The organism is Streptomyces sp. NPDC044704, assembly GCF_056433525.1.
Genome location: NZ_JBWKGY010000008.1, coordinates 210,172 through 222,788, shown reverse-complemented (window position 1 = coordinate 222,788; position 12,617 = coordinate 210,172). Strand labels below are relative to the sequence as shown.

Annotated in this window: 10 protein-coding genes; 5 read left to right on the top strand and 5 right to left on the bottom strand. The window is 74.6% G+C overall.

Going from position 1 to position 12,617, the window contains the following annotated elements; genetic code table 11:
• Positions 1-350: 350 nt before the first annotated feature.
• Both AC07B0_RS21700 and AC07B0_RS21695 read left to right on the top strand, forming a co-directional pair.
• On the top strand, positions 351-1,919 hold the full coding sequence (locus AC07B0_RS21700; RefSeq protein WP_478898734.1) for an MDR family MFS transporter: 1,569 nt from the start codon (positions 351-353) through the stop codon (positions 1,917-1,919).
• A gap of 61 nt (positions 1,920-1,980) precedes the next feature.
• Complete coding sequence (locus tag AC07B0_RS21695) at positions 1,981-2,787, top strand: hypothetical protein (protein ID WP_478898733.1); 807 nt, start codon at positions 1,981-1,983, stop codon at positions 2,785-2,787.
• A gap of 157 nt (positions 2,788-2,944) precedes the next feature.
• On the opposite strand, the gene AC07B0_RS21690 is transcribed toward AC07B0_RS21695, so the two are convergent.
• The gene (locus AC07B0_RS21690; RefSeq protein WP_356884133.1) at positions 2,945-3,499 is read right to left on the bottom strand and encodes a CGNR zinc finger domain-containing protein; all 555 of its coding nucleotides are present in this window, start codon (positions 3,497-3,499) and stop codon (positions 2,945-2,947) included.
• Between the two features lie 82 nt (positions 3,500-3,581).
• Here AC07B0_RS21690 and AC07B0_RS21685 point away from each other — a divergent pair, with 82 nt between their 5' ends.
• Positions 3,582-4,439: an alpha/beta fold hydrolase gene (locus AC07B0_RS21685; protein ID WP_478898732.1), complete on the top strand. Its 858-nt coding sequence runs from the start codon at positions 3,582-3,584 to the stop codon at positions 4,437-4,439.
• Positions 4,440-5,342: 903 nt separating this feature from the next.
• On the opposite strand, the gene AC07B0_RS21680 is transcribed toward AC07B0_RS21685, so the two are convergent.
• The 3 genes from AC07B0_RS21680 to AC07B0_RS21670 form a co-directional block, all read right to left on the bottom strand.
• Positions 5,343-6,227, bottom strand: a complete 885-nt coding sequence (locus tag AC07B0_RS21680) for a DivIVA domain-containing protein (RefSeq protein ID WP_356872040.1) — start codon at positions 6,225-6,227, stop codon at positions 5,343-5,345.
• Positions 6,228-6,362: 135 nt separating this feature from the next.
• A complete protein-coding gene (locus tag AC07B0_RS21675; protein ID WP_478898731.1) occupies positions 6,363-8,879 on the bottom strand; it encodes an SUKH-4 family immunity protein in 2,517 nt (838 codons plus the stop codon).
• Between the two features lie 7 nt (positions 8,880-8,886).
• The gene (locus AC07B0_RS21670) at positions 8,887-9,879 is read right to left on the bottom strand and encodes an SMI1/KNR4 family protein (protein ID WP_356872044.1); all 993 of its coding nucleotides are present in this window, start codon (positions 9,877-9,879) and stop codon (positions 8,887-8,889) included.
• A 230-nt stretch (positions 9,880-10,109) separates the two neighbouring features.
• Between AC07B0_RS21670 and AC07B0_RS21665 the strand changes: the two genes are divergently transcribed.
• Positions 10,110-10,664: a YwqJ-related putative deaminase gene (locus AC07B0_RS21665; protein ID WP_356872438.1), complete on the top strand. Its 555-nt coding sequence runs from the start codon at positions 10,110-10,112 to the stop codon at positions 10,662-10,664.
• Between the two features lie 5 nt (positions 10,665-10,669).
• Complete coding sequence (locus tag AC07B0_RS21660; protein ID WP_356872046.1) at positions 10,670-11,182, top strand: SUKH-3 domain-containing protein; 513 nt, start codon at positions 10,670-10,672, stop codon at positions 11,180-11,182.
• Positions 11,183-11,310: 128 nt separating this feature from the next.
• Here AC07B0_RS21660 and AC07B0_RS21655 read toward each other — a convergent pair whose 3' ends face one another.
• Complete coding sequence (locus tag AC07B0_RS21655; protein ID WP_356872048.1) at positions 11,311-12,582, bottom strand: histidine kinase; 1,272 nt, start codon at positions 12,580-12,582, stop codon at positions 11,311-11,313.
• Positions 12,583-12,617: the final 35 nt, after the last annotated feature.

The following is a 12,617-nucleotide window of genomic DNA, read 5'->3' as shown; positions in this document are numbered from 1 at the left end:
TGCGCGCTGGTGCGTGCGTGCGTCGCCGTCGAAGTCTGCGGTGCGGGGGGTGTCCGGCGCGCTGGTGCCCATCGCCGTATCCACCGGGGGGTTAACCCCACCCCCGCGGCCCCGCTCATATGAACCAGTTAAAGACGTCGCGGGACGTTCGGCCTCATCCGGCGGGACGAACGTCCCCTGGCCCGTGAGGCGGAGGAACCCCTAGGGGATCCGCGCCTCCGGCCCGCCCGGGGTGAGGGATACCGCCGGACACGCGCCCGGTGAGAAGGTGTTCTCCGCGTCCGGGTGCCGGGGGCACAGATGCGCGGGGAGGTCCGGTGGCGGCAGGCGGGAACCAGGGGGAGACGCCCGTGGGGGACGGGGTGGACCTCGCCGGAGGAAACGTTTCCGCCAACCGTCCGGACCCCCGGGACGAGCGCCGCGGCCCGGCCGGGCGCCCGCCCGCCCGCGTGGTCGTCTCCCTGATGCTGAGCATGGCCCTGGTGGCCCTCGACACCACGATCGTCTCCACCGCCGTACCGCAGATCGTCGGCGACCTCGGCGGGTTCTCCGTCTTCTCCTGGCTCTTCTCCGGCTACCTCCTCGCCGTCACCGTCACCCTGCCCGTCTACGGGAAGCTCAGCGACACCTTCGGCCGCAAGCCCGTCCTGCTCTTCGGCACCGCCCTGTTCCTCGTCGGCTCGGTCCTGTGCGCGTCCGCCTGGAACATGGCCGCGCTCATCGCCTTCCGGATCGTCCAGGGGCTGGGCGGCGGCGCCCTCCAGAGCACCGTGCAGACCCTGGCCGCCGACCTGTACCCGCTGAAGGAACGCCCCAGGATCCAGGCCCGGATGACCACCGTGTGGGCCTCCTCCGCCCTGATCGGCCCCGCCCTCGGCGGGCTGCTCGCCGCGTACGCGGGCTGGCGCTGGACGTTCCTGATCAACGTGCCGCTCGCCGGCCTCGCCCTGTGGCTGACCGCCCGGCACCTCGTCGAACCCGTACGCTCCCCCGGCCGCCGGGGCCCCGTCGACTGGGCGGGCGCGCTCGGCGTCTTCGCCTGCGGCGGGGTGCTCCTCTTCGCGCTGGTGCAGGGCGGGGTCGCCTGGCCGTGGCTGTCCGCGCCCTCCCTGGCCCTGCTCGCGACCAGCGCGCTCCTGGCCGCCGTCGTGGTCCGGATCGAACGCCGGGCCCCGGAGCCGATCCTGCCCGGCTGGGTGTGGCGGCGGCGCACCATCGCCGCCGTGAACCTGGCCCTGGGCGCACTGGGCCTGCTCATGGTCGCCCCGCTGGTGTTCATGCCGACCTACGCCCAGACCGTGCTCGGCCTCGGCCCCGTCGGCGCCGGGTTCGTGATGGCCCTCATGACCCTGAGCTGGCCCATCTCCGCCGCCTTCTGCCAGCACGTCTACCGGCGCATCGGCTTCCGCGACACCGCCGTCCTCGGCATCGGCCTGGCCGCGGTGATCCTGTACGCCTTCACGCTGCTCCCCCACCCCGCCCGGCTGTGGCAGCCCGCACTGATCATGCTGCTGCTGGGCTTCGCCCTCGGCTTCTTCCAACTGCCGCTGATCATCGGCGTGCAGTCCACGGTGGGCTGGGAGGAACGGGGCACCACGACCGCCTCCGTACTGTTCTGCCGCACCGTCGGCCAGAGCGTGGGCGCCGCGCTGCTGGGAGCCGTGGCCAACGCGACCATCGCCGCCCGGCTGGCCGACTCCCCGCTGCCGGGACTCCCCCGGCGGCTGGACGACGTGTCGAAGGCCCTGGCCGACCGGGACTCCCTCCCCGCGGCCACCGCCGACCACCTGCGCTCGGCGGTCGCCGCCGCCGTGGACCACATCTTCCTCGGCGCGACGGCCGCCGCCGTGGCCGCGCTGCTGGTCCTCCTCCTGATCGCGCCGCGCGAGTTCCCCGTCCGCACGGACGACCAGACCTGACTTGTCATGCACCGGGCCATCCGGTACCTCTCGTCCCCAGGACCGTTTCCGGGGGGACGACATGACATCCGCACTCTTCGCACTGGCGATACTGGCCGCCCTGGCCGGCCCCGTGGCCCTGCGGCTGCGCCGCGCCCCGGGCTTCGTCACCGGCCGCGACGGCCGGCTCTCCACCTCCACCACCCTCGCCCTGGCCTGGACCGTGATCCTGGTCTGGCTGCTGCTCACGGTCCTCGCGTACGGGCTGACGGCCGGCGGCGGCACCGCGTACTTCCGGGGCTCCGGCGGCCCCCTGTCCCCGCTGGCCGAGGTCTACCTGCCGCTCCTTGGCGGGCCCTACGCGGCCATGATCGGCGCGAAGGCGGTCGTCGGGACGCGCGTGGAGAACGGCAGCATGGCCAAACCGGCCCCGAAGCCGACCCCGGACGGCCGCCGCCCCCTGCGGGAGCTGATCGCGAACGACAGCGGCCGCACCGACCTCGTCGACCTCCAGTACGTCGCCCTCGGCACGGTCACGATGCTCTACGTCGTCCTGACCTTCCTCACCGACGTCGGCGCCGGACTCCCGCACCTGCCCGGCGAGATCTGGACCCTGACGGGCGCCCCCGCCGGCGCCTACCTGGTCAACAAGCTGGCCACCCGCGCCAACCCGGTGATCACCGGGGCCGAGGTCCGCGACGGACTGCTCACCGTCGAGGGCGGCGGCTTCACCGAACCCCGCCTCACCGTCGACGACACCGTCCTGCCCGCCACCCCCGACCCCCTGACGGGCGCCCTCACGACACCCCTGCCCGCCACGACGCGACCCCCGTTCACGGTCGTGGTCACCTCCCGCGGCCTGCGCAGCGACCCGTACCGGGTGGGCTAGGGCCGCGGCCGGAAAGGTTTGCCGGGTCGCGGCGTCCGGTGCGGTGCATCTCAAGGCGGAGGGCCACGGCTCGTACTGGACGTACCTCCGTGGTCCGACAACGCGGAGAGGTGCCGTGCCGGGCGTCGCGACCCGGTGGACCTTTCCGGTCACGGCACTAGGCAGTGCCGTCCTTGTGGCGGGCGTAGTAGCGGGCGACCCGGGCCCGGTTGCCGCAGACCGACGCCACGCACCAGCGGCGCCGCGGGTGCGCCGGGAGGAACAGGAGCACGCAGCCCTCGGCCCCGCACTCCCGGACCTCCGCCACCCGTGTCCCGGTCAGCAGGTCGGCCACGGCCTCCGCGAGCTCCGCCGCCAGCCGGTGCGCCGGGCCGGCGTCCCGACGGGCCACCGCCTCCAGCCCGCCCCCCTCCGCCCAGGCCAGCTCCCGGTGCGCCGGCGCCGCCGCCAAGGCCCCGTTCAGCACGCGCAGCGCCTCCGCGGGCGGCCGCTCACCCCGCCGGACGGCCGCGAGCGCCGGGCCGGCGGCCTCCCGTACGGCATGGACGGCGGCCACCTCCCGCGGCCCCGCCCCGACCGCCTCCAGCCGCCCGCCCTGCGCCTCCAGCCACGCGGCGAGGCCGGACGGACCGGCGATCAGATCCCCTTCGGCGGTCCGGGTGTTCAGCAGGTCCAGGGCGAGGTGCTCACCGATGAGCGGAAACGAATCCATAGACCTAATGCTACTCAACCCCCTTGACGCATTACACCCACCTAGATCAAACTAATGCCACCAACCCACAAGGAGGCATGTGATGACTGTCGTGCACCGTACGGTCGACGTGGACGGCGTGAGCGTCGCCTACCGCGAGAGCGGCCCCGCCGACGCCCCCGTCCTGCTGCTCCTGCACGGCTTCCCCACCTCCTCCCACCAGTTCGCCCGCCTCATGGACGCCCTGGACGGCACCCCGTACCGCCTGATCGCCCCCGACTACCCCGGTTCCGGCCGGACCCGGACCCCCGACGGCTTCACGTACACCTTCGACCGGCTCGCGGACATCGTGGAGGGCTTCACCGACGCCCTCGGCCTCGACCGCTACGCGCTCTACGTCTTCGACTTCGGCGCCCCCGTCGGCCTGCGGCTCGCCACCCGCCGCCCGGAACGCGTGACCGGCCTCATCGTCCAGAACGGCAACGCCTACGAAGACGGCCTCTCCGACGCCGCACGCGCCTTCGCCGGCCTCAAGCGGGACGTCCCGGGCGACGAGGAGCGCGTCCGCGGCCTCTTCACCGAGGAGGGCACCCGCTTCCAGTACGAGACCGGCGTCGCCGACCCCGAACTGATCTCCCCCGACGGCTGGACCCTCGACGTCCACTACCTCGGCCGGCCCGGACGCGCCGACGCCCAGGCCGACCTCGCCTTCGACTACGCCGGCAACTTCGCCCACTACCCGGCCTGGCAGTCCTGGCTGCGCGACGCGCAGCCCCCGCTGCTGGTCGTCTGGGGCGCGGGCGACCCCTTCTTCACCCCGGCGGGCGCGAAGGCCTACCTCCGCGACGTCCCGGACGCGCGGCTCCACGTCTTCGACGCGGCGGGCCACTTCGCCCTGGAAACCCACCTCCCCGAAATCACCCCCCTGATCAAGGACTTCCTCACCGACCTCCCGAACTGACCCACCCCCAAGACACCCGCTGCGCGTTCCCGCCCCCGGGGGGACATGGCGTTCGGGCGTCCCCCGACCCGGCCCGGGGCCACGCCCTCGGCCCGACCGCCCGCCACCAGGACCGGGCGTTGCCCTGCGCTCGCCGCCGGGTATGCCGCTGCGCGGGGCAGTCCCCGACCCACCCTTCCACCGTTCCCGCCTCAAACGCCGGCGCGGCTCAGCAAAGCCCCCGGGGGCTCCGCCCCCGAACCCCCACGCCTCAAACGCCGGCGAGGCTGAAACAACCCGGCGGAGCCGGGACCGACCCGGGCCGGACAAACCCGGCGAAGCCGGGAACCGTCCCGAGCCTGACAAGCCAGGCGCGCGCGGCGGGAGCCGCCCGGCGGAGCCGGGGCCGTCCCGGGCCGGACATGCCCGGCGGAGCCGGGACCCCTGGGGCTCCGCCCCAGACCCCGCGCCTCAAACGCCGGCGAGGCTGAATATGGCCAGGCTGGAGCAGCACCGCAGGGCTGGATATGGCCCGCCAGGCTGGAGCAGCACCGCGAGGCTGAACATGGCTCGGCCCGGCTGGAGCAGCACCGCAGGGCGGTAGGCCGGCCAAGCCTGGGCAGCGCCGCCGAGAAGGGCCCGGGAGGCTGAACGGGCCACGGAAACCGTCCCGGGCCGGGGGCGGGGACGGGGTGGGGGGTCGGCCGGGGCTAAAACGTGATTTGTTGGCGCCCTGTCCCGACCAGCAGACCAAGTCCCGAACAGGCGCCATAAATCATGCCCGCCCCGGACGACCCCCCACCCCGGCCCCGACCCCGGCCCACCCGCAGCCACCACCACGGGAACGGCCCGGGCCGGAGCGGCAGCCCGGGCCGGGGCCGAAGTAACAGCCCACCCGACCCCACCCGCCCGGCCAGGGCAACGTCACCCCTCCGCCGGAGCCCGCCCCGTCAGCGCCGCCAGGCTGGAGCGGACGTGGTTCATGTGGGCCCGCATCTCCTCCTGCGCCTCCGCATGCTCCCGCAGGATCCGCTCCGTCTCCCGCCCGACCCGCTCCTCCCGCACCCGCGCCTCCGCCACCAGCTCCGCCGCCCGCGCCTCCGCGTCCTCCTGCCCGTGCCGCGCGGATTCCTCCGCCTCCGCGAACCCCCGCCGCGCCTCGTCCAGCCGCGCCTGCGCGTACCGCTCCTGCTCCGCCGCCCGCGCCTCCAGCTCCGCCTCCCGCGCCGCCAGCTCCCGCTCCGCCGCGTCCCGCCGCTCCACCTGCTCCTGCTCGCGCTCCGCGAGCAACGCCTCCGACCGGCGCCGCGTCTCCGCCAGCCCCGCCTGCGCCTCCGCCCGCCACGCCGCCGCGTCGTCCCGCGCCTCCGACCGCACCTCGTCGGCCTCCCGCTGCGCCCGCAGCAACCCCTGCCGCGCCCGGACCTCCGTCTGCTCCCGCACCGCCTCCCCGTCGTGGCGCGCCAGTTCCGCCACCCGGTCCGCGTGCGCCTCCGCCGCGCCCAGCGCCTCCCCCGCGTCCGTACGCGCGTCCCGGCGCAGTACGTCCGCCTCCTCCTGCGCGAGCAGCAGGATCCGCCGGGCCCGTTCGCTGAGGTCGTCGTACGTCTGCGGAGCCAGCGCCGCCACGGCCTCCCGCAGCCGCTCCGCCTCGGCCTCCATCCGCTTCGCGAGGACGGTCAGCCGTGCCACCCGTTCCCAGGCCTCGTCCCGGCTCCCGGAGAGCCGCGCGAGATACCGGTCGACCTCGTCCATCCGGTAGCCGCGACCGCGCACGGTGGCCAAACCCTGAGGTCCGTGAGGTGACATGGGTGCACTCATCCTGGAAGCGCCTCTCTCGCGGGGATTCCCGTCAAGGATGCGTCATTTGCTCGCAGAAGCCGGAATGGCCGGGCCGGTACCCCGTTCGAGGGTCCCGGCCCGGCCATCCATCCGATCATCCGATCAGAGCAATCCGTCCCACATCTGCTCCAGCAGCACCGACCACCAGCTCTCCGGCGAGGCCAGCGCCGCACTGTCGAGACCCGCCAGATTCGCCTGGAAATCGACGGTCCACCGGCCCGCCTGCTCCGGCGTCAAATGCTGCCGCAGCCGCCACATGTGACCCAGCATCGCCAGCGAACGCGCGAACTGCGGCAGGCTCGAATTCACGAACTGCGGCGCCACGGGCGCGCCGCCCGGACCGGCCTCCACCGGCACCGCCACTATGTGCGCGGTCCCGTACTGAACGCACAGCGCCTTCCCGAAGTCGCTGCCGACGACGAGGTACGAACCCGCGTCGGACGCCGGCTGCACCTGCCGCTGCGCCGCCAGTTCCGCGAGCGTCGGCACCGGCTGACCCGGTACCGCCTGCGCCCAGAAGAACGGCCCGAAGTCGACGGGCAGACCCGCCCACATCAGGGTCTGCGCCACGATGTCGGGCACGCCCTGCCGGGACACCGCCCGCTGATCGAAGCGGAACACGCCCTGCGGCCCGAACGCCCCGGCCAGCTCCTGCCCGATGACCTCCATCGGGACGGCGGGCTGGAGCGGAACCTGCGGCAGCGGCGCCCGTACCGGCGCGGGCCGCGCCGGACCGTCCGCCACCTGGTGCAGCTCACCCTGATGGGTGAGCAGGTGCCGCATGCCCTGCTGACGGCCCGCGTGGTCCGTTCCGTACGGGGCCACGCTGGTGATCCGCACCTGCGGCCACGTCTCCCGGATCATCCGGGCGCAGTAGCCGCCGGGCAGCTCACAGGAGGCCAGCTCCGTGTGCAGCTCCAGCACCTGCTGCGGCGGCACGTTCATCGCACGGAGCTCGTACAGGATCTGCCACTCGGGGTGCGGCGTACCGGGCGCCGAGCGACGGATGAGCTGCTGCTCGGAACCGTCGGGCGCGCGGTAGCGCAGGACGGCCTGGTAGCCGGGACCGACCGTGGGCACACCGGACGGCACCGGCCCCTGGGCACCCGGATGCGGACCTGAAGGACCGGGCGGCGGACCGGGAGGACCGGGCGGCTGCGGCACACCCGGACCGGCCAGCATCGTCGCCGCGTGGTGCGCACCGCCACCGGGCGCACCCGGCGGACCGGGAGGCGCCGGAGGCTGCCCCACCGGCGGACCGGCCAGCATCGTCGCCGCGTGATCGACCCCGCCCCCGGGCGCACCGGGCGCGCCGGGCGGACCCGGCGGCTGCGGCACACCCGGACCGGCGAGCATCGTCGCGGCATGGTGCGCACCACCACCGGGCGCACCCGGCGGACCCGGAGGCGCGGGCGGCTGACCCGCACCCGGAGCCCCGGGCGGACCGGGAGGCGCGGGCGGCTGACCGACCGGCGGGCCGGCCAGCATCGTCGCGGCATGGTCGATCCCCCGCCCGGAGGAACCCCCCGGCACACCGGGCGGACCGGGAGGCGCGGGCGGGCCGCCCGCACCCGGAGCCCCGGGCGGACCCGGCGGCTGCGGCCGGCCCACCGCCGGGCCGGCCAGCATCGTCGCGGCGTGATCGACCCCCCGCCCGGAGGACCCCCCGGGCACACCGGGAGGCTGCGGCGGCTGCACCCCGCCGGCACCACCGGCGGGGCCGCCCGCAGGACCGCCCGCGGGGCCGCCCGGCCGGGAGACCTGCGCCTTGCTCGTCGGCGCGTCGGCGATGTCCGCCGCCTCCGGCGACTGCCCCAGCGCGGGGACCACGGCCGTCCTCGGCAGCTGGCTGCCACCGGCCATCAACGTCGTCTTCGCCTCCGGCGCCACACCGGAGGACGAGGGCGCCTCCTCCAGGTCCGACCCGGACAGCGGCGGTGCGAACACCGTCGCGGGCAGCGGTACGGACGCGTCGTCCGCACCGGAGTTCACATCGGTCCCGGCCCACGGCGTGGACCCGGCCGGCACCCCGTCGTTCGCGGTCGGCTCGTACGGGACCTCGCCCCCGCGCCGCAGCGGCACCGGGTCCCCCGCCACGGCCGGAGCCGCGGCCGGCTCGGAAACCGGACCCGGAGCCGCCGGAGCCCCGGGGTCGAAGGACCCGGAAGAAGCGGGCGGCGCATCGGGCGGGGAAGAAGGCGGGGAAGAAGGGGACGGCGAAGAACGCGGACGGCCCCCCGGGATCCCCGCCCGGTCCGCCGCCTCCTGGAGCCACTCCGGCGGACTCAGGATGAACGAGGTCTGCTCCGCGTCGATCCGCGGCGGCGGCACCGAAGCCTCCGCCGCGGCCGCCGAGGCCGACGCCCCGTACTCCTCCTCGTACCGCCGGATCACCTCACCGACCGGCAGCCCCGGCCACAACGTCACCTCACCGCTGTCCCGCGCGATGACCAGCCGCTGCCGGCCACCCCCCGACACCGGACCGGTGGGCCGGTCCTCGGCCCACACCACGAACCCGAGACCGAACTCCCGCACCCGCACCTCACGGTGCTGGTACGCGGGCACGTCCCCGTTGATCCACTCCTCGGCGCGCTCCTGCGCCTGCGCGAACGTCACCACAGTGCGATCAACCCTCCATGCCCGGACTCAGCACCGGAACCGAACGTGCGAATCCGCCGTCCACCATCAGACCGGCCACCGACTCCAGCTCCGGCGGGTTCCCCGCCAGCCGCTCCAGGAAGGCATCGAAATCGGCACCGCACGGCAGCAACAGCCGCTCCACCCGCTCCTGCACCGACCAGCCGTCCCGGTCGCGCGCGTCGTCGTACGGGGAGAACCAGACCGAACCGATGCCCTGCCCCTTCACCTTCACCGCGAGCAGCCCGCCCTGCACGAAGGCCACGCACAGGTAGTCCTTCGTCAGGTGGTCCCGCAGGCACTTGTTGACGTACACGAGGTCGTTGACCGCGGCCTCCTCACGCACCGTGAAGAACGGCTGGTCGACCAGCAGACCCAGCTCCACGAACAGACCCGCCCCCACCGGAGCACAACCGCCCGCCGCCTTCAGGAACGACCGGTACGCCTCCGGCAGTCGGTACCCGAGGTCCTCCTCGACCCCCTGCACCTGCTGCTCCGACACCGAGACCACGGCCTTCGGCAGCTCCAGGTGCGCCGGACGCACCTCCTGGAGCGGCCGCGTACCGCGCTTGTCGTGGTCGACCGGGGCCGTCGCCAGTCCGGCATGGTGCCGCAGCAGCGCCTTGACCTCGACCGGGACCAGCTCCATCCGGCGCGACCCCGCCACGTGGTGCCAGGTCCAGCCGTGCGGAGTCGCCACCGCACCGACCGTGTCCCACAGCTCGTGGCCCGCCGCCCGCATCGCCGCGTTCGCGGACACGCAGTCCGTCAGACGCAGCTCGTCGACACCGAAGCCCTCCGGCGGCTCGGCGATCTCCACCGCCGCACGCGCGTAACGCGAGAAATCGGGATGACCGTCCCCGTCCATCCGCACACCGTGGGGATGGCGGGCGGCCCGGACCGGGTCCGGGAAGTGCACGACCTGCCCCGAGTAAGCGGCGTTGGGTGGCGCGGCCTGCTGCCCGAGCCGACCTGTCGTCATGGCGGTAGCCCCCTGCTGGATCTGGCTGGTTCACCACAGCCTATGTGTTCAGGCAAGACCGGCACCCGCCCCTACCCAGTGCGCACGCCCGCCAGGCAGGAACATCCGAATTGATACGAATATTCGACCCCGCTTCCACACGGCAGGTGACATTTGACAGGCTGTCCCCGCAGCACGGGGGCGTGCGCGACAGCGGCCACCACCGCCGCCACGGGAGGGAAGGCGCGACCATGCAGACCGCGACACCACGAAACACGGCAACCCGCACCGACCACGCGGAACCGACGGAAGCCGGCACCACCGGCCCCGCCGGCGACCCCCGCCTGCGCTGGAGCAGCACCGACGGCACCACACCACCCGTCCTGCGCTTCCGCCGCGACGGCATCCTCCCCACCGTCGCCGCCGCACTCTCCGTACGCGGCGAAACCCTCACCGGCACCGCCGGCAAGGCCGACCAGCCGCCCGTCCTCCACCCGCTCGTCCAGGACTTCCTCGACACCCTCACCAGCGGCCAACGCGAACGCTTCACCGGCCGGTGTCCCGAAGCCATCCTGCTCTCCCGCCACCTCACCGCCGTCGAAGCGGCCCGCAGCCGCCGCGCCTCCCGCAAACCGCTCACCGCCGGCGAGGCCCGCCGCTCCCTCAAACACTCCCGGATCACCGCCCGCCGCATCCGCGAGGACGGCGACCCCCTCCACGGCAGCTACGCACCCCCGTGCCGCTCCTGCGACGCGCTCCTCACCCACTTCGGCGTACGCCCCGTCGACCTCACCCACCCCGAGTAGCCACCATGACCGCCTCCTCAGCCTCCTACGACCGCTCCTCGGCCACCCGCTTCCAGGGCCCCGTGGACTCCGCCCTGCGCACCGCCGGCTGGGAACCCGGCCGCTGGGACATCAAGCAGGCCGAATACTGGGCCGACGCCCTGCGGGACCACACCACCCCCGCCGGACACCGCCACAACGTCTTCCCGGCAGCCGTCGAAGCCTGGGCCGAATTCGGCGGACTCATCGTCACCGCCCCCGGACCCGGCCGCCAGACAGCACCCACCACCGTGCGCCTCGACCCGCTCACCGGCCTCCACCTGGCCCGCACCTTCGCCGACCTCGGCCGCGCCCTCTCCACCCAGCTCTGCCCGCTGGGCGTGGACTCCGACGGCGCCTCCCACCTCGCGATCGACCGCGAAGGCCGCGTCTACGGCATCGACCACACCGGCGACTGGTACCTCGGCGCCGGCCTCGACGAAGCCCTCACCCTCCTCCTGACCGGCCTCCAGCCGGCCCGCCTCAGCACGGAGGGCTGAACCGGGACCCGGCCGCCCCCAGGCGGCCGCCCCGCACACCCCCGGCACGTACTGGCCCGGAGCCGTCCCCCGGCCCCCGGCCGTCCCCTCACACCGGACCCGCCGCACCGCCCCGCACCGCGAAGCCCCTACGCACCCCGCCCGCGCGGCAGCACCGCCGACACCCGGAAACCCCCCGCCTCCGTCGGCCCCGACACGAACACCCCGCCCAGACCCAGCACCCGCTCCCGCATCCCGACCAGCCCGTTGCCCCCGCTCGGCAGCCCGGGCACGTCCGCCTTCCCGTCACACGGCCCGTTCTCCACCTGCATCGCCACCTCCCCCTCCCGATGCGCCAGCCGCACCACCACCCGCGCACCCGGAGCGTGCTTGTGGCAGTTCGTCAACGCCTCCTGCACCACCCGGTACGCCGTCTGCTCCACCTCCGCCGGATATGCGTCCCCCACACCCGGCTCCCCCTGCACCACCAGCTCGACGCTCATCCCCGCCGCCCGCGACTGCCCCACCAGCGCCTCCAGCTCCGCCAGCGACGGCCCGTCCTCACCGGCCCCCGCCACCGGCGCCACCACCAACGGCTGCGCCACCGGCTTCGGCGACTCCGCCCGCAGCACACCGAGCATCTCCCGCAGCTCCGTGAGCGCCTGCCGCCCCATGTCCCCGACCAGCGCGGCGTTCCTCACCGCCTTCACGGGATCCTTCAGCGCGACCGCCTGGAGCGCCGCCGCGTGCACCACCATCAGCGACACCCGGTGCGCCACCACGTCGTGCATCTCGCGCGCGATGCGGGTCCGTTCCTCGGTACGGGCCCATTCCGCCCGCTCCTCCGCCCGGTCGGCGAGCAGCGACAGCTCCCGTTCCAGCGAGTCCGCACGCTCCTGGAGGCTCTCCATCAGCCGGCGCCGGGCACCCACGTACAGCCCGAGGAGGAGCGGCGGCACGGTCAGCGCCACCGCCATGAACGCGGACAGCACCAGCACCAGCGTGCCGTCGGCCTCCACGTCCCCGCGGGTGCGCATGTACGTCACCACGAACGTCCCGGCGAGCGCCATCGAGGCCAGTGTCGCCACGATCCGGCGCGGCACCTCGGAGGCGGCCAGGGTGTACAGCCCGACCAACCCCAGCAGGAAGCCCATCATCGCCGGGGTCACCGCGATCCCGACCAGGACCACCGCGATCGGCCAGCGGCGCCGCAGCACGAGCGTGGACCCCACCACGAGCCCGAACAGCACCCCGACGGCCACGGGCACGCCCGCCTCACGGGCCGTCGGCACCCCTTCCAGGGCGCACTCGATCGCGGAGGCCACCCCCAGCCCCACGTCCAGGACGGCCCCCCGCCGCCGCTCCCACCACCAGGGCCCGTCCCGCCCCGCCCCGCCGCGCTCTACCCCCGTACCGGTCATGCCGTCCAGCGTACGCACGGCCCTCAGCACACCCG

What these genes read in the sequence shown, in the direction of transcription:
- AC07B0_RS21695 (WP_478898733.1), top strand. Translation starts at nt 1,981, where the DNA reads ATGACATCCGCACTCTTCGCACTGGCGATACTGGCCGCCCTGGCCGGC.
- AC07B0_RS21685 (WP_478898732.1), top strand. Translation starts at nt 3,582, where the DNA reads ATGACTGTCGTGCACCGTACGGTCGACGTGGACGGCGTGAGCGTCGCC.
- AC07B0_RS21690 (WP_356884133.1), bottom strand. Translation starts at nt 3,499, where the DNA reads ATGGATTCGTTTCCGCTCATCGGTGAGCACCTCGCCCTGGACCTGCTG.
- AC07B0_RS21665 (WP_356872438.1), top strand. Translation starts at nt 10,110, where the DNA reads ATGCAGACCGCGACACCACGAAACACGGCAACCCGCACCGACCACGCG.
- AC07B0_RS21660 (WP_356872046.1), top strand. Translation starts at nt 10,670, where the DNA reads ATGACCGCCTCCTCAGCCTCCTACGACCGCTCCTCGGCCACCCGCTTC.
- AC07B0_RS21670 (WP_356872044.1), bottom strand. Translation starts at nt 9,879, where the DNA reads ATGACGACAGGTCGGCTCGGGCAGCAGGCCGCGCCACCCAACGCCGCT.
- AC07B0_RS21680 (WP_356872040.1), bottom strand. Translation starts at nt 6,227, where the DNA reads ATGTCACCTCACGGACCTCAGGGTTTGGCCACCGTGCGCGGTCGCGGC.
- AC07B0_RS21655 (WP_356872048.1), bottom strand. Translation starts at nt 12,582, where the DNA reads ATGACCGGTACGGGGGTAGAGCGCGGCGGGGCGGGGCGGGACGGGCCC.